Here is a 21,593-nt window from a genome sequence, read left to right as displayed (position 1 = left end):
GGCACGGTGCCAGCCCGCACCGTGCCTCCCGGCCGTCACGGGGTCACCCCGCTCCCACCGCTCGACGGTAGGATCGACGGGTGGCAGTGAAGCAGGTGGATCCGATCGACGTCGTCCTGGTCGGGGGTGGCATCATGAGCGCCACGCTCGGCGCCATCATCCACCGGCTGGAGCCGAGCTGGAAGATCCGCGTGTACGAGCGCCTGGGCAGTGTCGCGCAGGAGTCCTCGAACCCGTGGAACAACGCCGGGACGGGGCACTCCGCCCTCTGCGAGCTGAACTACACGCCCGAGCTGGCCGACGGGCGCGTCGACATCAGCAAGGCCGTCGGCGTCAACGAGCAGTTCCAGGTCTCGCGGCAGTTCTGGTCGTTCCTCGTCGAGCAGGGCGCGCTGCCGGAGCCGTCGAACTTCATCAACCCGACGCCGCACATCTCCTTCGTGTGGGGTGCCGAGAACGTCGAGTACATGCGCAAGCGGTACGAGGCGCTGAAGGACCATCCGCTGTTCGCCGGGATCGAGTACTCGGACGATCCCGCGCAGATCCGGCAGTGGGCACCTGCGCTCATCCCGGGCCGCAAGAAGGACCAGCCCATCGCGGCGACGTACTCCGCGGCCGGGTCGGACGTGGACTTCGGCTCGCTCACCCGGCAGCTCTTCGACCAGCTCGAGGTGGACGGCGTCGAGTTCGAGTCCTCGCACGAGGTGACGAAGATCACCCGTTCGAAGATCAGCGAGGGGTGGGTGCTCGACGTCCGGAACGAGATCGGTCGGTCGAAGCAGCGCATCGCCGCGAAGTTCGTCTTCGTCGGTGCCGGGGGCGGGGCACTGCACCTCCTGCAGAAGTCCGGCATCCCGGAGATCCGCGGGTACGGCGGCTTCCCGGTGTCGGGGGAGTTCCTCCGCACTGACGACCCCGAGGTCGTGCAGAAGCACTCTGCGAAGGTCTACGGCAAGGCGAGCGTGGGAGCGCCCCCGATGTCGGTGCCGCACCTCGACACCCGCATCGTCGACGGCAGCGCATCGCTCATGTTCGGCCCGTACGCCGGGTTCAGCCCGAAGTTTCTCAAGCAGGGGTCCGTGCTGGACCTGTTCAAGAGCATCCGGCCGCACAACCTCCGCCCGATGCTGAGCGTGGCGTTCTCGAACTTCGACCTCGTCCGGTACCTCGTCGGCCAGCTGCTCGCCTCGAAGCAGACGAAGTTCGACGCCCTCCGCGACTTCATGCCGACCGCGCAGCCGGAGAACTGGCACCGCATCACGGCTGGACAGCGCGTCCAGGTCATCAAGCCCGACGAGGAGAAGGGCGGCGTGCTGCAGTTCGGCACCGAGGTCATCACCGCGGCCGACGGCTCGATCGCCGGACTCCTCGGCGCGAGCCCCGGAGCGTCCACGGCCGTGCCGATCATGCTCAAGCTCCTCGAGCGCTGCTTCCCGGACCGTTGGGCCGGCTGGCAGCCTGTCGTCCAGCAGATGGTCCCGACCTACGGGAAGGACCTCGGCGACGACCCGCAGCTCGCGGACGAGACGCTGGAGCGCACCGCGAGGGTGCTCGGCCTGCACCACTGAGCAGGCGCCGCGGCTTGCGCACTGTTCGAACGTGTGTTCGAATGGCGGCATGCGGTGGAGCGGACAGGCGATCGACGCGTCGCAGGACGACGCACTTCCGGGCATGGAGTCGAACAGCGGGTTCGTCCGGAGCGTGACGACGCCGGAGTTCGCCGGGGTCACGTTCCACGAGGTCCTGGCGAAGAGCGCCCTGAACCGCGTGCCGAGTGCCGACGGCGACGGGACGTACGGGTGGACGATCAACCCGTACCGCGGGTGCAGTCACGCGTGCGTGTACTGCTTCGCGCGCCCGACGCACACGTACCTGGAGTTCGACGGCGGCGCGGACTTCGACCAGCAGATCGTCGTGAAGACCAACGTGGCGGAGGTCCTGCGGCGCGAGCTCGCCAAGCCCACGTGGGAAGGGCACCCGGTCGCCCTCGGCACGAACACCGACCCGTACCAGCGTGCTGAGGGCCGCTACCGCCTGATGCCCGGTGTGATCGAGGCGTTGGCCGACGCCGGCACCCCGTTCAGCATCCTGACGAAGGGGACGCTGCTGCGCCGTGACCTGCCGCTCCTCGCCGCCGCGGCCGAGCGGGTGCCCGTCGACCTGGCGATGTCGATCGCGGTGTACGACGACGACCTCCAGCAGTCGGTCGAGTCGGGGACGCCGACCACGGCGGCGCGCCTGGCCACGGTCCGCGCGATCCGGGACGCCGGGCTCGACTGTGCCGTGTTCCTCATGCCCGTGCTGCCGTACATCACGGACACGAAGGCGCACCTCGACGAGGCGGTCGGTCGTGCCGTCGCGGCCGGTGCGACGAGCATCATGTACTCGGCGCTGCACCTGCGCCCCGGGGTGAAGCCGTGGTGGGCAGCCTGGTTGCGGCAGCACCGCCCGGACCTGGTCGAGCGCTACCGGTCGATGTACCTCGACAACACGTACGCGCCGAAGGACTACCGACGCTGGTTGGGGGAGCGGATCCGGCCGATCCTGCGCGCGCACGGGGTCGGTCTCGGCACGGTCGACCCGACCACCGGATCGATGGGACACAGCGTCGACCGCACGCGTGTGATGCCGCTCAAGCGGGCAGCACCGGACTTCGCGGAGCGGCGTACCGTGACCCGGACATCGCCGACGTTGTTCTGACATCCGCTCCGCGTTCGGGGGACACCCGATGTCGGAGCGGGCCGGTATCATCGGGCGGGTCGCTGTCGCAACCTCGTTTCGGGGTACACGGACGGCGGCGAGACCTACCCGGAAGGACGACCCGCCCGTGCTCGGCATCCCCACGCACCTCGCGCCGCGCGTGAATGCCTGGTCGACCGTGCGCGCCTTCCACGCGGCTGCCGTCGGGTCGATCGCCGCGGCGGCGATCGCGCTCCTGCTGCTCGGCGCGAGCGACCCGGGCGCACGGGTGATCGGGGCCGTGCTCGCGCTCGTGCCCATGCTCGGGATGATCGGCGTGCACGTGCAGTTCGGCACGTGGCGATCGGCCGTCGCGTTCCTCGTCGTCGGCGGCGTGTGCGTGTGGTGGTTCGCCACGGTCGTGCAACGCGAGGTCGACGTGCCCTGGGTGGCGTCCTACCTGCTGTCCCTCGCGGTGATCCCGCTCGTGCTCGTCGGCGGCGCGGGCGCGGTGCCCGGGCGGGTGGTGCTCTGGTCGGTCGGCGGCTTCCTCGTCGGTCGCGGGGCTGCCCTCGTCGCGCTCGTGCAGACCGGCGGCACCCCGCACCCGCTGGTGCTGGCGTGGGTGACCCTCGCGTTCGTGGTCGCCCTCGTGCTGTTCACCAGCCGCGCCACCGCTCGGTCGACGCGCGTCCAGCCCGAGCTCCTGCGGTCCGCGCGTGAGGAGCACGTCTCCGCCTACCGCGCGGGCGTCGAGGCCGAGGCTGCGGCGATCCTGCACGACACGGTCCTCAACCACCTCGGGGCCATCGCGCTCGCCCCGGACGGCCCGATGGACCGTCAGCTCGTCCGGACGGTGGACGCCGACCTCGCCGTCCTGACCGGGCGATCCTGGCTGCCGACGCCGGGCGTCGACGACGAGTCGGCGGTCGACGGCCCCGGTACCCGGGTCAGCGCGTTCGAGCGGCTGCTCGAGGACGAGCGCGATCGCGGCCTCGAGATCGCGATGACCGGCGAGCAGTCGTCCCTCGCGCGCCTCGACGAGCGCACGCTCGACGCCCTCGTGCGGGCGGTCGGACAGTGCCTCGCCAACGTCCGCAAGCACGCCGGCGTGGACACGGCCGAGGTGAGCGTGTTCGACGACGGCGCGTCGACCACCGTGATGGTCGTCGACGACGGACGCGGGTTCGACGAGTCGGCGACCGCCGCCGACCGCATGGGGCTCCGCGGCTCGGTCCGGCAGCGCATCGAGCGGGTCGGTGGTTCCGTGCAGGTGTGGTCGTCGCCGGGGGCTGGGACGAGCGTCATGATGACGGTCCCGGTGGCGGGGCCGGCTGACCTCGGAGCGACGGCAGCGCGCTCGGTCGAGGACGACGAACCGGAGCGTGCCCGGTGACGGCCCCGCGCCGGACCGCCCAGCAGTACGACCCGCTCGGCGCCATGGGATCGCGACCGTTCGCGGTGCTGATCGGTGCCGCGGGGACGCTGTGGGCGCTGCTGGTGTCGCTCTTCGACCGTGACGTCGTCGGGAGCGCCGGCCTGAGTGCGCTCACGGTGCTGCTGGTCGCGGCGTCGGCGACGGTGGTGATCGCCGCCTCCAGTCCGTTCCGCGCGCCGTTCACCCGGGGCGCGTACGTGGCACACGTGGCGCTGCTCGCGGCCGCCTCGGTGACGAGTGTCGCGGCGCAGTGGGGGCCCGACCGCAACGCCCTCAACGACTTCATGTGCCTGCTCACGGCGACCGGCATCGTGATGACGGCGCCGTACCGGCCGTGGACGGACCTCGCGACCGGTGGATTCGTGCTCGCCGTGGTGAACGGCGTGACCTGGGGTGTGGCGGCCGCGGTGTTCCCGCACCAGGTACCGGTGGCGGTCGCGGCGTTCCTGGCCGCGGCGCCGACCCTCGTGCTGACCGGGGCGTCCGCGGTGTTCGCGTCGACGTTCTCCGGGCTCGCCGAGCGGGTGCAGATCCGCGCCGGCTCCTACTCGGTCGAACGTGCCGAGCAGGACGGCATCGCGGCGAGCGTGCAGCAGGACCGGTCGACCGTCCTCGACGACGAGGTCGCACCGTTCTTCGCCGAGCTCCGCACCCGCGACGTCATCACCGACGTCGACCGGGCCCGGGCGCGAGCCATCGCCGACGGCCTGCGCCGTGGCATGGTCGCGGATGCCGACCGGACCTGGTTCGAGTACGCGATCCGGACCGAGGGCGGCGAGCGGTCCGTCGTGGACGATCCCGACGGGCTGCTCGCGACGCTCGACGTCGACCAGCGGACGGTCGTCCGGACGTTCCTGCGCGCGACGCTCCGTGCCGCCGCCGTCGATCCGGCCGGCCTCGTCGTGCGGGCCCGTCCGACACGGGGGAACCGGGTCGAGGTCGCCGTCGACGTCGTCGTCGCGGACTCTGACATCGGGATCCACCGCACGTTCGATCCGTACCTCGCCGTCCTCCGCGTCACGTTCCCCGACCTCGACGTCGCGGTCCGACCATCCGCCCTCGCACTAAGGTTCTCGTATGACCAGCACTGACCCGAACCGGCTTTCGGAGGGCGGTCCCGTCCTCCCGACCCCGGGGACCCGCCGGGTGCGGTTGGCCATCCTCGACGACCACGAGGTGCTGCTCGACTCGCTGTCGAGCTGGATCGCCGTCAACGCCTTCGACTTCGACCTGGCCCTCACCGCGCACACCTGGCTCGAGATGGTCCACAGCGACAGCTTCCCGACCGACCTCGTGTTCCTCGACTTCCAGCTCAAGGAGCCCGTGTCGATCGAGGCTCGCGTCCGCACCTGCCGCGCCGCCGGGGCGAAGGTGATCGTCCTCTCCAGCGTCGACAGCCGCGAGTCCCGCGACCGCGCCCTCGCCGCCGGAGCGGCGGCGTTCCTGTCGAAGTCGCTGCCCATGCGCGAGGTCATGGACGTCGCCCGCGAGATCATGGGGGTCGCCCGCGAGACGCCGCCGCAGCGCGACTGGCGGCCGCTGCCGACCGGGGCGAACGCACACCAGCGCCCGAAGCTCAGCCACGGCGAGGAAGAGGCCCTGCGCCTGTACGTGTCCGGCTACTCCACCAACGAGGTCGCCGCACAGATGAACGTGCAGTACGAGACCGCGAAGACCTACCTGCGACGCGTGCGCGAGAAGTACAGCAAGGTCGGGCGTCCCGCGTCGAAGAAGTCCGACCTCATCCGTCGCGCGGCGGAGGACGGGTTCCTCGCGTAGTGGCGAAGCTCTACTTCCGCTACGGCGCGATGAACAGCGGCAAGAGCACCGGGCTGCTGCAGGCGGCCTACAACTACGAGGAGCGCGGCCAACGGGTCCTACTCGCCAAGCCGGCGGTGGACACCAAGGGTGACCACGAGATCGTCTCCCGGCTCGGCGTCACCCGGACGGTGGACGTCGTGTTCGCCCCGGCGGACGACGTCCGCGCTGCCGTCTCCGCCGCGGGAGCAGCCGATCCGGAGTCGGCGCGGCTCGACGGCATGGTCCGGCCAGTCAGTTGCGTGCTGGTCGACGAGGCGCAGTTCCTGACGCCGAAACAGGTCGACGACCTCCTCCGCATCGCGGTTCTCGACGGCATCCCGGTGCTCGCCTACGGCATCCGCACCGACTTCCGCACGGAGGCGTTCCCCGGCAGTGCGCGGCTGCTCGAGATCGCGCATTCGCTCGAGGAACTCAAGACGATCTGCCGGTGCGGCCGCAAGGCGGTCTTCAACGCACGGCTGATCGACGGGCGGTTCGTCTTCGACGGGTCGCAGGTCGCCATCGACGGCGAGGACGTCACCTACAAGTCCCTCTGCGCCAACTGCTACCTCACCGAGTCCGGCGGGCACCTCGACGGCGACTGACGGTCGCCGCCTGCGGCCGGTCACCACCGGACGGCCGGTCGCCACGTGACGGCCGGTCGCCACGTGACGGCCGGTCACGACGTGACGGCCGGTCACCACCTGACGGCCGGGAGGCGCGGTGCGGGCCCGCCACGCGCCTCCAGGCCGTCGTGTGATCCGGAATGCACGCGGGCCGGGCAGCGTTGGCGACCACATGAGCGACGCATCCGTGCACCTGTCCGTCCTCGACCTGGCCACCCGCGAGTACGGCCAGTCCAACACCGATGCCCTGCAGGGCTCGATCGACATGGCGGTGCACGCGGAGCGGCTCGGCTACGAGCGCATCTGGGTCGCCGAGCACCACGGGATGCCGGGGATCACGTCCTCCGCGCCGGCGGTGCTGCTGAGCGCGGTGGGTGCCGCGACGTCGACCATCCGCATCGGATCCGGGGGAGTGATGCTGCCGAACCACGCACCGCTCGTGATCGCGGAGCAGTTCGGGACACTGCGTGCGCTCTACGGTGACCGCGTGGACCTCGGCATCGGGCGCGCCCCGGGGACCGACGGCGCCACCGCGATGGCCCTGCGGCGCACCGACCGTCTCGACGTCGACGACTTCCCGCAGCAGCTCGCGGACCTCATCGGGTTCTTCACCGGCATGGACGCCGAGAACCCGCTGTCGCGCATCCGCGCCGTGCCCGGGTACGGCGACGTCCCCGAGTTCTGGCTGCTCGGCTCCTCCGGCTACAGCGCCCAGGTCGCCGGCGCCCTCGGCGTCTCGTTCGCCTTCGCCCACCACTTCGCCTCCGACAACACCGAGGCGGCGCTCGCCCTCTACCGTGACTCGTTCCGCCCCTCGCGCTTCCGGTCCGAGCCGAACGCGCTCATCGGCGTGCAGGTCGTCACCGACGAGGACCCCGCGGTGATCGCCGAGCAGTCGGCCCCGGGGATGATCTCGTTCATCCGCATGCGGCAGGGCGCGAAGCCCGAGCCGGTGTCGATGGAGGAGGCCCGCGCGTACGAGTTCTCGGACCTCGAGCGTCGGTTCATCGAGGCCCGCACGGCCCGGCAGGCGTACGGCAACGCGGACGAGGTCGCGGCGAAGATCAACGCGCTCGTCGAGTCCACGGGAGCGAACGGCGTCATCGTCGCACCGGGGGCTGCGCAGGCGCGGTACCGGCACCAGGCGCTCGACGTCGTGGCGCGGTTGCACGCCGAGGGGCGGCTCGTGCGGGCGGCCGCTGCGGTCGCCTGAGCCCGCGGCGCTCGCTCGTCGGGGACGCCCGTCGAGGTTCCAGGATTCTGGAGTCTCGACGGGCGTCGTCGTCCTCGGTGGAACCTCGACGGACGGCGCACGGCGAGTCGTCGAACCTCGACGGACGGCGCACGGCGAGTCGTGGAACCTCGACGGACGGCGCACGGCGAGTCGTCGAACCTCGGCGCGACGTGCACAGCGGCGGCGCGGCGCAGCTGCCCACGACGACCCGGGCGCCCTGCGACGACCCGGACGCCCTGCGACGACCCGGGCGCCCTGCGTTGCAACGAGAAAGGCCCTGGTCGTGTGACCAGGGCCTTGCTGTCGGGGTGACAGGATTTGAACCTGCGACCTCCTCGTCCCGAACGAGGCGCGCTACCAAGCTGCGCCACACCCCGCGGTGTGATCACTCCGAACCGGAGCAACCCCAGAAGTCTACCGGATGATCGAGGGTGCTCACGACCATCTCCGTGACGCCCGGGCGCGTCGGACTGGCGTTCAGTCGGTCCTCGCCGTGAGCGTCACGACGACGGCTTCCGGGCGGCAGGAGAACCGCACGGGGGCGTAGATCGACGTGCCCAGTCCGGCCGACACCTCGAGCCACGACCAGTGGTTCCGGTGCTCCCACTTGTGCAGCCCGCTGACGTACCGGCGGGGGAGGTCGCAGTTCGTGACGAGCGCGCCGAGCCCTGGCACCTGGACCTGTCCACCGTGTGTGTGCCCGGCGAAGATTACGTCCGCGCCCTGCGTCACGAAGGCATCGAGCACGCGGCGGTACGGCGCGTGGGTGATCGCGATGGAGACCGGCGCGGGGCCGTCCTCGTCCTCGGACCACGGGACGTCGCTGCGCATCTCGTCGACGTTGGTGGGGAGGAGGTCGAGCCGGTCCCAGTCGCGGTGCGCGTCGGACGTCCCGAACAGCTCGAGCCGCGAGCCGCGGAGCTCGATCGCGTGGGCATGGTCGTTCACGTCGAGCCAGCCGAGCGACTCGAAGAACGCCGTCTGCCGGTCGATGTCGAGCTCGACCGGACGCGGCCCCCTGCCCGACCCGTGCGTGCTCGGGCCGCCGAAGTACTTGAACGGGTTCCGGGGCGTGGGGCCGTAGAAGTCGTTCGAGCCGTACGCGAAGGCTCCGGGCACTCCGCGGAAGGGTTCGAGCGCGTACTCGACCGCGGAGTTCGCAGTGGCGTGGCCGAGGTTGTCGCCGGTGTTCACCACGAAGTCGGGTTCCACCAGGCTGAGGTCGCGCAGCCACTGCTGCTTGTCCGCCTGCCACGGCGCCATGTGGATGTCCGAGAGGTGCAGCACGACGATGTCCCGGGACCCCGGCGCCAGGACCGGAACGGTCTCCCACCGGATCCCGAACCGCCGCCGCTCGACGAGCGAGCCCCATGCGGCAGCGGCACCGCTCACGGCCGCGCCCGCTGCGAGGACCCCGAGCGCGGCGCGGCCGCGCGTCACTTGCAGCCCTTCGGCGCCTTGCCGTCCTTCGTGCCGTACAGCTTCACGGTCACGGCGGAGTCCTTGCCCACGACGGAGTCCGCTGCGGGGTCGGTCGATGCGACCTTGCACTCCTTGGAGCCGCCGCCCTTCTCGAACTGGTCGGAGACCGACACGTTGCTCAGGCCGGCGGACTCGAGCTGCGAGCGGGCGCTGCCGACGTCCTTGCCCGACACGTTCGGCACCGACGCCTGCGAACCGTCACTCGTGTAGACCGTCACGCTCGCACCCCTGGAGAGGTACGACCCCGCGACCGGCGAGGTCTTGGCAACCTGCCCCGCATCGCCTGTGCCGGGCTGCGCGCCGCCGTCGATGTAGCTGAACCCAGCGGCCGACAGCGTCGATCGTGCCTCGTCGGCGGTCTTGCCCGTGACGTCCGGCACCGCGATGCTGTTGCCGCGGAGGGCAGACTGGTCCGGCGTGGTGAACGGTCCGGCCGGGTAGGCCGCGTTCACCGGGGTCTGGGCCTGCTGCCAGACGTTTGCACGCGCACCGGCGTAGGTGCCGTTGACGCCGTTGCTGAAGTGACGGAGGTTCGTCAGTTTCCCGTCGGTGTTGCCCTGCCAGTACGCGGTCGCGACTTTCGAGCTGCTGCCGACGAGCCAGATCTGGTTCCCGTCGTCCGTCGTACCGGTTTTGCCGAACAGCTCGGTGCCGTCGGGCGTCTGGGCACCGACAGCAGTGCCGCCTGAGATGGTGCCCTTCATCGCGTAGATGGCCGCCTGCGCGATCGAGGGTTCAATGGCCTGATTGCAGTCGCGCGGTTGTCCGCCGAGCTTCTTGCCCGCAGCGTTCGTGATCTGCTCGATCGCGATCGGCTTGCAGTAGAGACCGTTCGCTGCGACCGCTGCGTAGGCGGCGGCCATCGTCATCGGGGCGATCTCGTTGATGCCGAGGACGGAAGTCGGGTTGGACTTCAGCTCCCCGCCGTCAGCGCGGTGCACCCCGAGCGACTCCGCGGTCTTCTTGATGTCACACAGATCAAGTTGCTGTGCCATGTTGAGGAACGCGAGGTTGATCGAGAGAGCGGTCGCTCGGGCCACGGTGTAGTTCCCGCTCTCGCCGGGGGAGTCGTTCTTGGGGGTGTACCCGCCGGCGTAGTACGGCGCACCGCACTCGGTCCACCCGGTCTCCATCAGCTTCGGTGTTCCGCTGACCGTTTCATTCAGCCCGTGCCCGGCCTTCAACCATTGCAGCAATGTGAACAGCTTGTACGTCGAACCGGTCTGGAAACCGCCGGAGTTGCCGTACTTGTAGTCCACGCTGTAGTTGATCGAGGTCGAAGTGGACGCGGACTTCAGCGACTGGTCGTAGTCCTTGTTCTGCGCCATCGTGAGGATTCGGCCGGTTCCGGCCTCGATCGAGTTGAGCGTCGCGCCGAGCTTGAGGTTCGTCTCCGCCTTGTTGTCGTAGGTGTTGAGGATCTGCTTCTGCTGGGCGTTGAGGTCGATGTTCAGCGTCGTCTGGATCTTGTACCCACCGTTGCGCCAGGCGGTGTCTCGCTCCTTCTGCGTGCCACCGAGCTGCGACATGCCCTTGACGACCTTCACGGCGTAGTCGCAGAAGAACTGCGAGCCGTCGCCGACCGAGGCTCGGCAGCCCTGGGTCGGCTGGGTGAGGTGCACGTAGTCCTTCGGGCTCGACGCGATGGCCTTGTCGAAGGCTGCCTTGTCGATGTGCTTCTGCGCGTGCATCGACTTGAGGATGACGTCGCGACGGGCCTTGTTCGCCTCGTAGTTCTTCGGCGTCGAGAGGTTGCGGGTGTTCGGCGACTGCACGATCGCGAGGATCGACGCTGCCTCGGCCGGCGTGAGGTCGGTCGCCGACTTGTTGAAGTAGTGCTGCGCGGCGGCCTGCACGCCGTACGTCTGGTCGCCGAAGTAGGCGATGTTGAGGTACCCGGTGAGGATCTCCTTCTTGGAGTACTTCTTCGCCAGGCCGATCGCGAGCTTCATCTCCTCGAGCTTGCGGGGGATGGTCGTCTCGGTGGCCTCGTTGTAGGCCTTGAGACGCTCCTTCTCGGTGGGGAGCTCGAGCGCCTGCTGCATCTTGATGTTGCGGACGAGCTGCATGGTGAGCGTCGACCCACCGCCGGACTCGCCGAGCCCTCCGGCGAGGCTGCCGACGCCCGCACGCACGAGCGACGTCATGTCGACGCCGCCGTGGTCGTAGAAGCGCTTGTCCTCGCCGTCGATGGCCGCGTTCTTCAGGTTGTCGCTGATCTGGTCGAACTTGAGTTCCTGGCGGTTCTGGTCGTACACCGTCGCGAAGTGCACGCTCTTGCCGCCCTGGTACGCGTAGAGCTCGTTGCGCTGCGGGAGGTCACCGATCTCGATGTACTCGGGGAGTGACTCGAAGACGCCGATCGTCGAGGTCGTCGTCACGCCGGCGACCGCGATGGCCGGGGTCACGCCGATCGTCACGAGGAGACCGGCGAGCACGCTGAAGCCGACGAATCCGACGAAGGCACCGACTGCGGAGACGGGTTTGGTCCGCGAGGCAGACGTCTTCTGGGCAGACATAGGATGCAGCCTAAACGACACCGCCGACTGAAAGGCTGGCAAGGAACCGCATGACCCGCTGGGAATACCTCACGACGCCGTTGATCATCCACAACACCACGGCAATCCTCAACAACTTCGGCGACGAGGGCTGGGAGCTCGTCCAGGTCGTCACCGGTCCCGAGGGCGGACTCGTCGCGTACCTGAAGCGTCCGAAGGCCGACGCATGAGCGTCACGGAGCGCCTCGCCGAGCTCGGCTTGACCGTCCCCGCGGTCGCCGCGCCGGTCGCCGCCTACGTCCCCGCGGTCGTCACCGGTCGGTACGTGTACACGGCCGGCCAGCTGCCGTTCGTCGACGGCGCACTGCCCGTCACGGGCAAGGTCGGCGCCGGTGTCGACCCGGAGACCGCGACCGCCGAGGCGCGCACCGCAGCGCTCAACGCCCTCGCGGCCGTCCAGTCGGTCGCCGGATCGCTCGACCGCGTCGCGCGCGTCGTGAAGGTGACGGTCTTCGTGGCGTCGGACCCGTCGTTCACCGGGCAGCCGGCCGTCGCGAACGGGGCCTCCACGCTGGTCGGCGACGTCTTCGGAGACGCCGGCGTGCACGCGCGCAGCGCGGTGGGCGTCGCGGTCCTGCCGCTGGACGCACCCGTCGAGGTCGAGCTGGTGGTCGAACTGACCGACTGACGGACCGTCGGCCGCCCCCCCGCAACGCGAGTCGCGCCTCCTGTCCGGACCGGACGGGAGGCGCGGCCTGCGTGAGCAGACCTACATGAGTTCCGCGATGGTCGCCATGATCGTCGGGTCGGCCAGCGTGGTCGTGTCGCCGATGCGGCGGCCCTCGGCCGCGTCGCGGAGGAGGCGACGCATGATCTTGCCGGAGCGCGTCTTGGGGAGCTCGGGGACGATGACGACCTGCCGGGGCTTCGCGATCGCGCCGATGCGCTTGCCCACCCAGTCGCGCAGCTCCTTCGCCGTGGCGTCGCGGTCGACGTCCTCCGCCGCCTCGGCGGTGAGGATCACGAACGCGACGACCGCCTGACCGGTCGTCTCGTCGGCCGCACCGACGACGGCTGCTTCGGCGACGCCCTCGTGGCCGACGAGTGCCGACTCGATCTCGGCCGTCGAGAGGCGGTGGCCGGAGACGTTCATGACGTCGTCGACGCGGCCCTGCACCCAGATGTCGCCCTGCCCGTCGAGGCGTGCGCCGTCGCCGGCGAAGTACCGGCCCGGGAAGCGCGACCAGTAGGTCTCGACGAAGCGGTCGGGGTCGTTCCAGATGCCGCGTGCCATCGACGGCCACGGGTCGGCGATGGTGAGGTAGCCGCCCGCACCGGGTTCGACGCGGTGGCCGTCCTCGTCGACGATCTCGGCGGTGATCCCGGGCAGCGGGGTCTGCGCGGCACCGGGCTTGAGCTTCGTGACGCCCGGCAATGCGGAGATCATGATCGCGCCGGTCTCGGTCTGCCACCACGTGTCGACGATCGGCGTGCGGTCGTGGCCGATGACCTGGCGGTACCACTGCCAGGCCTCGGGGTTGATGGGTTCGCCGACGCTGCCGAGCAGTCGCAGGGTCTCGAGGCTCCGGGCCTCGGGGATCTGCCGGCCGGCCTTCATCGCCGCGCGGACCGCCGTCGGCGCCGTGTACAGGACGGTGACGCCGTAGGAGTCGACCAGGTCCCACCAGCGGCCGGGCTTCGGTTCGTCGGGGGTGCCCTCGTAGAGCACCTGCGTCACGCCGTTCGCGAGCGGGCCGTAGACGACGTAGGAGTGCCCGGTGATCCAGCCGATGTCGGCCGTGCACCAGTAGACGTCCTTCTCCGGGTGCATGTCGAAGACGTTCCGGTGCGTGTACGTCGCCTGCGTGAGGTAGCCGCCCGAGGTGTGCACGATGCCCTTCGGTTTCCCGGTCGTGCCCGAGGTGTAGAGGATGAACAGCGGCGTCTCGGCGGGGAAGGCCTGCGCCTCGTGTTCCGGCGCGGCCTTGGCGAACTCGTCGTGCCACCAGAGGTCGCGGTCGTTCCAGGCGATCTCGTTGCCGCCGCGCTTGACGACGAGGACGTGCTCGACGCTGTCGGTGCCCTCGCCCTCGAGGGCCTCGTCGACCGCCGGCTTCAACGCCGAGACCGCGCCGCGGCGCCAGCCGCCGTCGGCCGTCACGACGAGCTTCGCCTCGGCGTCCTCGATGCGGGCGCGCAGGCTCTCGGCGCTGAACCCGCCGAAGACGACCGAGTGGATCGCGCCGATGCGGGCGACGGCGAGCATCGTCACGACGGCCTCGGGGATGAGCGGCAGGTAGACCACGACGCGGTCGCCCCGGCCGACGCCGAGGTCGGTGAGCATGTTCGCGGCGCGCTGCACGTCGGCGGTGAGTTCGGCGTAGGTGATCCGCCGCGTGTCGCCGGGTGCGCCCTCGAAGTGGATCGCGACCCGTTCTCCGTTGCCCGCCCGGACGTGTCGGTCGAGGCAGTTCTCGGCGACGTTGAGCTCGCCGTCGGCGAACCACTTCGCGAACGGGGCGTCTGACCAGTCGAGGGTCTGCGTGAACGGCGTCCGCCAGTCGAGGAGGGTGCGAGCCTGCTCGGCCCAGAAGCCTTCACGGTCGGCAGCGGCGGCCTCGTGCAGGTCCTCGCGGGCGACGGCGTCGGCGACGAACTCCGGCGACGGGGGGAACGTCGGGCCGTCCTCGTGGCGGGGTGCGGCGTCGGTCGGGGTCGGGGACATCGGTGTCCTTTCGCGTCGGCATCGGAGCAGCACCCGTGGTGCTGCCGGCAGCACCCGGAGACTACCCCTGCCCCGTCCGTCACGGATCTCGTGTCGGGGTTGCCGTTGAGGGGTGTTCGTGGGGTACAGTGTTCATCACCGGACTCGTTTCCGGTGGCGTCGGCCGTGATTCCCCCCAATCCGCCGATGTCCAGGCGGCACCCGTTCCCCCCAACAGGTGCCGCCTCTTCTGTTTCCCGGGGTCGTCGTGCTGCAGCCGTTCCGCTCGGACACATGTGTCCCGCACGGATCCGCGCGGGTACGCGGATGAGTGGACAGACCGGTCCATGCTGACGCATCGACGTCGAAAACCGCCGGTGCGGGGTCGCGACTGCTCGACGGCGCTGTCGACGGGAGCGGTCGGCGTCGGCTGTCGGTGCCGGGGGTGCATCGGCGACTGGGGTACGGCTTTCTGCAACGGGGGACAAAGTTGTCCGTTGCTGTGGATTCGATGCCGTTGTGCACCGCACAGCGACGTCCCCGTACCGCGTGTCGGGATGCCCCTACCGTCACCGGACATGCACCGACACCGAGCCGCCCCAGCGCCACCGTTCCTGCCCGGGGTGGCCCCGCCCCGTTCGGAGCGCGCCGTCCGGGCCGAGGAGTTCGAGGAGCTCGCAGGCCTCGTCCGCGACGCCACGGTGACCGACGTGCTCGCCGTCGGAGGACGCGGGACGTGGGTCGACCGCGGCGCAGGACTCGAGCGGGCCGGTCCCGTGCTCGGCGAACGACGCGCCCGCGAACTCGGCGCCGCGCTCGTCGCCCGTGGCGGTCGGCACGTCGACGAGAGCACGCCGATGGCCGACGTCCGGCACGACGACGGGATCCGCGTGCACGTCGTGCTCGCGCCGGTCGCGGTCACCGGGACCGCCCTCTCGATCCGGCTCCCGCGCCCGGGGCGTCCGACGCTCGCCGCCCTCGAGCGCAGCGGGACGTTCGAGCGGGTACCGCGTCGCGTCGTCGAGCGGGCCGTGGCCGAGCGGCGGAACGTCCTCGTCAGCGGTGCGACCGGCAGCGGCAAGACGACGCTCCTCGCCGCCATGCTCGCTGCCGTCCCGCACGACGAACGCATCGTCACGGTCGAGGACGTCGCCGAGCTCCGCATCGACCACCCGCACGTCGTCGCGCTCGAGGTCCGGCAGGCGAACGCCGAGGGCACTGGGGCGATCGACCTCGCCCGGCTGCTGCGCGAATCGCTCCGGATGCGGCCCGACCGCGTGGTCGTGGGGGAGTGCCGCGGAGCCGAGGTCCGCGAGCTGGTGTCCGCGCTCAACACCGGGCACGAGGGCGGGGCCGGCACCGTGCACGCCAACGGTCTCCCGGACGTGCCGGCCCGGCTCGAGGCGCTCGGTGCGCTCGCCGGGTTCGACCCGCCCGCGCTGGCCCGGCAGGCGGTGAGCGCCTTCGACCTGGTGCTGCACGTCGAGCGTCGTCGCGGCGTGCGACGGCTCGCCGGCGTGGGCACCCCGGTGCTGGGGACGGACGGGAGGCTCGGCGTGCGCCCGGTGGACGGGTGGCGGTGACGAGGCGGTGGCGAGGCGGTCGTGTCCTCGCGTCCGAGCGGCGGGCAGCGGCCGAGGGGGCAGGGCCGCCCGGTGCGGCGGCGGGGCCGAAACCGCGGCGGCGTGGCGCGGCGTCGGACCACGCAGCCGCTGCGGCCGCTGCGGCGCGGATGCTCGAACGCGTCGCGACGCTCGTCTCGGCAGGCGTGCCACCACCACGGGCGTGGCACCTCGTGGGCGGCCTTCCCCCTGCGGCCACGCCCGCCTGGCACGACGTCCGCGCGGTCCTGCTGGTCGCCGAGCGCACCGGTGCCCCCTCGGCCGTGGCGCTCCGGGCGCTCGCCCGTGCCCTGCGCCGCTCCGCCGCCGGTGACCGCGCCGTGTGGGTCGCCCTCGCCGGGCCGCGCGCGAGCGCCCGCGTCGTCCTCGCGTTGCCCGTCCTCGGGGTCGGGCTCTCGTCCACGTGGGGCGCGGGCGCCGTGGAGGTCCTCGTCGGGTCGCCGTTCGGGTGGGGGTGCCTGGCGCTGGCCGCCGGTCTGGTGGCACTCGGCCGCCGGTGGACGAACAGGCTGGTCCGTGCCGCGTCGCCGGACGGACACCTCCCCGGCGTGCTGCTCGACGCGTGGGCGGTCGCGTTGTCCGGCGGCGGATCCTGGACGGACGCCGGACTCGTCGTCGAGGAAGCGTTGCGCGCGTCCGGGCGCGCGGAGACGGACGCGGTCGAACGAGCACGGCTCACCGAGGTGCTCGCCCTCGCCCGCCGCGCGGGGGTCCCGGCCGCCGCGCTGCTCCGCGCCGCCGCAGAGGACGTCCGGGACGACGCCGCCGCGGCCGGACTCGCAGCGGCCGAGGGGCTCGCCGTGCGCTTGGTGCTGCCACTCGGGGTGTGCGTCCTGCCCGCGTTCGTCCTCGTCGGCGTCGTGCCGGTGGTCGCCGGCGTCCTCTCCTCCACCGTCGTGGGCGTGCGGTGATCCCTCCACAGTCCGGGCAGCGGGAGGTCATCGGGACCCCGGCGGCGGCGAGGCTGTTCGACACGGCCGGGCGGTCGTCCGGCCGACCGGAGAGAAGAGGAACGAGGAACACCATGCACCAGCACCGACAGCCGACGCGGTGGCGACAACTCCGCGCCCGGATGGCCGACGACCGTGGATCGGCGACCGCGGAGTACGCCGTCGTGATCCTCGCTGCCGTCGCCTTCGCCGGCGTGCTCGTCGCCGTCATGCGCTCCGGTGAGGTCCAGACGATCCTGACCGAGCTCGTCCGCGGTGCCCTGTCGCTCTGATCGCGGATCGGTGACGGTGGAGTTCGCGGTCGTCCTGCCCGCCGTGGCGGTCGTGTTGACGCTGCTCGTCGCGGCCGTCGTCGCGGTCGACCGGCAGGGGACCCTCCAGCTCGCAGCCGCCACAGCGGCGCGAGCGGCAGGACGCGGTGACGAGGAGGCGGCCGCTGCGGCGGTCGCCTCCGTCCCCGGCGCGTCGGCTTCCCACCGGACGCAGGCGGGGCTCGTCTGTGTCGAGCTCGCCGTCCCCGCGCCGGGGGTGTTCGCCGCCGTCGTGCTGCGCGCAACGGGCTGCGCGGCGGAGCAGGGCGGGTGAACGTGCGACCGGGCACGGTCGGTGCGTGCGCAGTTCGGGTGGGCTGGTGTACGGGCCGGTCCGTCGTGGGTGCGGGATCGCGGCGCGTCACGCGCGGTGCGGACCGCGGTTCGGTGACGGTGCTGCTCGCCGTCGTCCTCGGCATCGGTACGGCCGTCGCCACCGTCGGCACGGTGGCAGCGACCCACCGCGTGGCCGTCGTCCGGGCGCAGGCGACCGCGGACGCAGCAGCGCTCGCCGCGGCGGCCGCCCTCGTCGGGCTGGTCCCCGGCGACCCCTGCGCCCGCGCCTCGGCCGTCGCAGAAGCCGGTGGAGCGCGACTCGCCGCCTGCTCGACGGCCGACGCGCACGCCCGGGTGACCGCCACGGTCGGGAGCAGTGCGTTCGCCGTGAGCGCAGACGCCGTCGCGGGACCACCGAGCGGAGCGCGCCACCTCTGTGTGTATGGTGTGCACGTCGGCCCCCGGTCATCGATGTCTCGGTCGACCCGGACGGCGAGTCACACCGGCGACCTCGCAGGTCCAGGGCCGACGAGCACCATCGATCAAGGAGACACGTGCCAGGCACGAAGAAGCTCGTGATCGTCGAGAGCCCCGCGAAGGCCAAGACGATCGCGCAATACCTCGGTGACGGATACGAGGTCCAGGCGTCAGTCGGCCACATCCGCGACCTCGTCGAGCCCAAGAACCTCCCCGCGGAGCTCAAGAAGGGCCCGATGGGGAAGTTCTCGGTCGACGTCGACAACGGCTTCGAGCCGTACTACGTCGTCTCCGACGCGAAGAAGAAGACCGTCTCCGAGTTGAAGCGTGCGTTGAAGGACGCCGACGAGCTCTTCCTCGCCACTGATGAGGACCGCGAGGGCGAGGCCATCGCATGGCACCTGCTCCAGGTGCTGAAGCCCAAGGTGCCGGTGAAGCGCATGGTGTTCCACGAGATCACCAAGGAGGCGATCCAGCGCGCGCAGGAGGCCACCCGCGAGCTCGACACCGCACTGGTCGACGCGCAGGAGACCCGCCGCATCCTCGACCGTCTGTACGGGTACGAGGTCTCGCCCGTGCTCTGGCGCAAGGTCGGGCCAGGCCTCTCCGCCGGTCGCGTGCAGTCCGCCGCCACCCGTCTCGTGGTCGACCGCGAGCGCGAGCGCCTGGCGTTCGTCTCCGCCAACTACTGGGACCTCACCGCCCGGTTCGAGAAGCGCGGCGACACCGCGTTCACCGCCAAGCTCGCCCGCATCCAGGGCACCCGGGTCGCTTCCGGGCGCGACTTCGACGACCGCGGCGCGCTCTCGGGCGACGTCGTCCGGCTCGACGAGGCCTCGGCCGCCGCGCTGACGACGGTGCTCGAACGCGCCGGGGACGCCGTCGTGCGCTCGGTCGACTCGAAGCCGTACACGCGCCGCCCCGCCGCGCCGTTCACCACCTCGACGCTGCAGCAGGAGGCCGCGCGCAAGCTCCGCTTCTCCGCGCGCCAGACCATGAGCGTCGCGCAGTCGCTCTACGAGAACGGCCACATCACCTACATGCGGACCGACTCCTCGTCGCTCTCGCAGCAGGCCGTCAACGCCGCCCGGAAGCAGGCCGCGGCGCTCTACGGCGCCGAGACGGTCCCGGACAAGCCACGCAGCTACGCGGGGAAGAGCAAGAACGCGCAGGAGGCGCACGAGGCCATCCGCCCCGCCGGCGACACGTTCCGCACGCCCTCCCAGATGGAGAAGGTGCTCCGCGGCAACGACTGGAAGCTCTACGACCTCATCTGGAAGCGCACCGTCGCCTCGCAGATGGCGGACGCCAAGGGGTCGACGGCGTCGGTGGTCCTCGGTATCAGCTCCACCGAGTCGGTCGAGGGGATCGCCGCGACCGCGAACGGCACCGACGCCGAGTTCACCGCGTCGGGCACCGTGATCACCTTCCGCGGCTTCCTCAACGCCTACGAAGAGGGCCGCGACGAGGAACGGCACGAGGCGAAGACCGACGGCGAGGACGCGAAGCTCCCGCAGATGGCGCAGGGCGACGCGCTCGGCGTCTCGGACGTCGAGGCCAAGGGGCACGACACCTCCGCGCCGCCGCGGTACACGGAGGCGAGCCTGGTGAAGACGCTCGAGGAACTCGGGATCGGCCGTCCGTCCACCTACGCGGCGATCATCTCGACGATCATCGACCGCGGGTACGTCACCCAGCGGGGCAGCGCGCTCGTCCCGAACTGGATCGCGTTCAGCGTGGTCCGTCTGCTCGAGGACTACTTCGGTGACCTGGTGCAGTACGACTTCACCGCCTCGATGGAGGACGACCTCGACCGCATCGCGAGCGGCGACGAGGACCGCGTCGACTGGCTCAAGGGGTTCTACTTCGGCGGCGGCGACCAGCGCGGCCTCCGGACCGTCATCGACAACCTGGGCGAGATCGACGCGCGCGACATCAACTCGGTCGAGCTCGCCCCCGGGCTGACGCTCCGCATCGGTCGGTACGGGCCCTACATCGAGGTGCCGAGCGACGACCCGGAGAAGCCGCGTCGCGTGAACGTGCCCGAGGACCTCGCTCCGGACGAGCTGACCGCCGAGAAGGCCCGCGAACTCGTCGAGGCACCGGTCCTCGGTGACCGTGTGGTCGGCATCAACCCCGAGACCGGGAAGGAGGTCCTCGCGAAGGACGGCCGGTTCGGTCCGTACGTGACCGAGCGCACGCCCGAGCCCGAGCCCACCGTCGACCCGGCCACGGGTGAGGTCACCGAGGCCGCGCCCGCCGCCGCGGAGCCGACGACCGCCACCGCGACCACCACCACCGCGAAGAAGACGACGGCGAAGAAGACGACGACGAAGAAGGCCGCCGCGCCGAAGGAGCGCACCGCGTCCCTCTTCAAGTCGATGGACCCGCAGACGGTCGACCTCGAGACCGCGCTCAAGCTCCTCGACCTGCCCCGGACCGTCGGGCAGGACCCCGAGTCCGGCGAGGACATCACGGCGCAGAACGGCCGGTACGGCCCGTACCTCAAGAAGGGCACCGACACCCGGACGCTCCCGAGCGAGGACGCGATCTTCGACATCGACCTCGCCGGTGCGCTCGAGCTGTTCGCCCAGCCGAAGTACGGCGCCAAGCGCTCGGCGACCGCTGCGCTCAAGGAGTTCGACGCGGACCCGGTGTCCGGCACGCCGATCAAGGTGAAGGACGGCCGGTTCGGTCCGTACGTCACCGATGGTGAGACGAACGCCACGATCCCGCGCGGCGAGGACGTCGAGGCGGTCGACTTCGAACGAGCCGTCCAGCTCCTCGCCGACAAGCGAGCAAAGGGTCCGGTGAAGAAGAAGGCGCCTGCGCGCAAGACCGCGGCCAAGAAGAAGTGACCGGCCGGTTCATCACCCTCGAGGGAGGCGACGGCGCGGGCAAGACGACGCAGGCCGAGCGCCTCGCGTCGTGGCTCGGTGAGCACGGCCGAACGGTCGTCCGGACGCGCGAGCCCGGGGGCACGGACCTCGGGCTGCGGATCCGCGACATCGTGCTGCACGAGCGCGGCCACGTGGCGCCCCGCGCCGAGGCCCTGCTCTACGCGGCCGATCGAGCGCACCACGTCGCGACGGTCGTGCGTCCCGCCGTCGCACGCGGGGACGTCGTGCTGCAGGACCGCTACATCGACTCGTCCGTCGCGTACCAGGGCGTGGCGCGCGGCCTCGGCGCCGAGCACGTCCGCTCGGTGTCGGACTGGGCGACCGAGGGACTGACTCCGGACCTCACGATCCTGCTCGACCTCGACGTCAGCGTCGGCCGTGCACGGGTCGCGGCCGCACGCGGAGACACCTTCGACCGGCTTGAGTCCGAGGCAGCCGCGTTCCACGAGTCCGTCCGCCGGGCGTTCCTCGACATGGCCGCCGCGGAGCCCGACCGCTTCCTCGTCGTCGACGCCTCCGCGGACGCCGACACCGTGCAGCACACGATCCGCGCGGCAGTCGGTCCCGTCGTGGGGATCGACCCGGCATGACGGTGG

At 71.2% G+C, this 21,593-nt stretch carries 17 protein-coding genes, 1 tRNA gene and 1 pseudogene; 15 read left to right on the top strand and 4 right to left on the bottom strand.

All coding sequences use genetic code 11. The features are described 5' to 3' along the window. The first annotated feature begins 80 nt into the window (after positions 1–80). The 7 genes from ABC270_RS13465 to ABC270_RS13435 all read left to right on the top strand — a co-directional run bounded on the left by ABC270_RS13465 (position 81) and on the right by ABC270_RS13435 (position 7,756). On the top strand, positions 81–1,568 hold the full coding sequence (locus tag ABC270_RS13465) for a malate:quinone oxidoreductase (RefSeq protein WP_412881258.1): 1,488 nt from the start codon (positions 81–83) through the stop codon (positions 1,566–1,568). A gap of 49 nt (positions 1,569–1,617) precedes the next feature. Then, positions 1,618–2,700, top strand: a complete 1,083-nt coding sequence (locus tag ABC270_RS13460) for an Rv2578c family radical SAM protein (RefSeq protein WP_412881257.1) — start codon at positions 1,618–1,620, stop codon at positions 2,698–2,700. A gap of 127 nt (positions 2,701–2,827) precedes the next feature. After that, positions 2,828–4,075, top strand: a complete 1,248-nt coding sequence (locus tag ABC270_RS13455) for a sensor histidine kinase (RefSeq protein ID WP_412881256.1) — start codon at positions 2,828–2,830, stop codon at positions 4,073–4,075. Next, positions 4,072–5,208: a hypothetical protein gene (locus tag ABC270_RS13450; protein ID WP_412881255.1), complete on the top strand. Its 1,137-nt coding sequence runs from the start codon at positions 4,072–4,074 to the stop codon at positions 5,206–5,208. Before ABC270_RS13455 ends, ABC270_RS13450 begins: the two co-directional genes overlap by 4 nt. Then, on the top strand, positions 5,195–5,896 hold the full coding sequence (locus ABC270_RS13445; protein WP_242863021.1) for a response regulator transcription factor: 702 nt from the start codon (positions 5,195–5,197) through the stop codon (positions 5,894–5,896). Before ABC270_RS13450 ends, ABC270_RS13445 begins: the two co-directional genes overlap by 14 nt. Beyond that, complete coding sequence (locus tag ABC270_RS13440; RefSeq protein WP_412881254.1) at positions 5,896–6,522, top strand: thymidine kinase; 627 nt, start codon at positions 5,896–5,898, stop codon at positions 6,520–6,522. Before ABC270_RS13445 ends, ABC270_RS13440 begins: the two co-directional genes overlap by 1 nt. Before the next feature lie 193 nt (positions 6,523–6,715). Continuing rightward, a complete protein-coding gene (locus ABC270_RS13435; RefSeq protein WP_412881253.1) occupies positions 6,716–7,756 on the top strand; it encodes an LLM class flavin-dependent oxidoreductase in 1,041 nt (346 codons plus the stop codon). A 324-nt stretch (positions 7,757–8,080) separates the two neighbouring features. Here ABC270_RS13435 and ABC270_RS13430 read toward each other — a convergent pair. From ABC270_RS13430 to ABC270_RS13420, 3 genes are all read right to left on the bottom strand, one after another. Beyond that, a tRNA-Pro gene (locus ABC270_RS13430) sits at positions 8,081–8,154 on the bottom strand. Positions 8,155–8,254: 100 nt separating this feature from the next. Further along, positions 8,255–9,217 carry a metallophosphoesterase gene (locus ABC270_RS13425; RefSeq protein ID WP_412881252.1) on the bottom strand — a complete coding sequence of 321 codons (963 nt, stop codon included), beginning with the start codon at positions 9,215–9,217 and terminating at the stop codon, positions 8,255–8,257. Next, the gene (locus tag ABC270_RS13420) at positions 9,214–11,778 is read right to left on the bottom strand and encodes a transglycosylase domain-containing protein (protein WP_412881251.1); all 2,565 of its coding nucleotides are present in this window, start codon (positions 11,776–11,778) and stop codon (positions 9,214–9,216) included. The genes ABC270_RS13425 and ABC270_RS13420 overlap by 4 nt, the downstream gene beginning before the upstream one ends. A gap of 50 nt (positions 11,779–11,828) precedes the next feature. On the opposite strand from ABC270_RS13420, the pseudogene sp36 reads away from it, so the two are divergent. Both sp36 and ABC270_RS13410 read left to right on the top strand, forming a co-directional pair. After that, positions 11,829–11,972: pseudogene (gene sp36, locus ABC270_RS13415) on the top strand (Sp36 family protein); the annotation flags it as partial. An 11-nt stretch (positions 11,973–11,983) separates the two neighbouring features. Continuing rightward, positions 11,984–12,445: a RidA family protein gene (locus ABC270_RS13410; RefSeq protein WP_412881250.1), complete on the top strand. Its 462-nt coding sequence runs from the start codon at positions 11,984–11,986 to the stop codon at positions 12,443–12,445. 81 nt (positions 12,446–12,526) lie between these two features. Here ABC270_RS13410 and acs read toward each other — a convergent pair whose 3' ends face one another. Further along, complete coding sequence (acs, locus tag ABC270_RS13405) at positions 12,527–14,482, bottom strand: acetate--CoA ligase (protein ID WP_412881249.1); 1,956 nt, start codon at positions 14,480–14,482, stop codon at positions 12,527–12,529. Between the two features lie 557 nt (positions 14,483–15,039). On the opposite strand from acs, the gene ABC270_RS13400 reads away from it, so the two are divergent. From ABC270_RS13400 to tmk, 6 genes are all read left to right on the top strand, one after another. Then, positions 15,040–16,044 (top strand): TadA family conjugal transfer-associated ATPase, encoded by a 1,005-nt coding sequence (locus ABC270_RS13400; protein ID WP_412881248.1) that lies wholly within the window; start codon positions 15,040–15,042, stop codon positions 16,042–16,044. A 149-nt stretch (positions 16,045–16,193) separates the two neighbouring features. Then, the gene (locus ABC270_RS13395) at positions 16,194–16,994 is read left to right on the top strand and encodes a hypothetical protein (RefSeq protein WP_412881247.1); all 801 of its coding nucleotides are present in this window, start codon (positions 16,194–16,196) and stop codon (positions 16,992–16,994) included. 113 nt (positions 16,995–17,107) lie between these two features. Further along, positions 17,108–17,305 (top strand): DUF4244 domain-containing protein, encoded by a 198-nt coding sequence (locus ABC270_RS13390; RefSeq protein WP_412881246.1) that lies wholly within the window; start codon positions 17,108–17,110, stop codon positions 17,303–17,305. Between the two features lie 10 nt (positions 17,306–17,315). Next, complete coding sequence (locus ABC270_RS13385) at positions 17,316–17,618, top strand: hypothetical protein (RefSeq protein WP_412881245.1); 303 nt, start codon at positions 17,316–17,318, stop codon at positions 17,616–17,618. Positions 17,619–18,174: 556 nt separating this feature from the next. Beyond that, positions 18,175–20,955, top strand: coding sequence for a type I DNA topoisomerase (topA, locus tag ABC270_RS13380; protein ID WP_412881244.1), 2,781 nt, complete (start codon positions 18,175–18,177; stop codon positions 20,953–20,955). Continuing rightward, on the top strand, positions 20,952–21,587 hold the full coding sequence (gene tmk / locus ABC270_RS13375; RefSeq protein ID WP_412881243.1) for a dTMP kinase: 636 nt from the start codon (positions 20,952–20,954) through the stop codon (positions 21,585–21,587). The genes topA and tmk overlap by 4 nt, the downstream gene beginning before the upstream one ends. Positions 21,588–21,593: the final 6 nt, after the last annotated feature.

Source organism: Curtobacterium phoenicis (assembly GCF_047238015.1).
GTDB lineage: Bacteria > Actinomycetota > Actinomycetes > Actinomycetales > Microbacteriaceae > Curtobacterium.
This window is presented reverse-complemented; position numbering and strand designations above follow the sequence as displayed.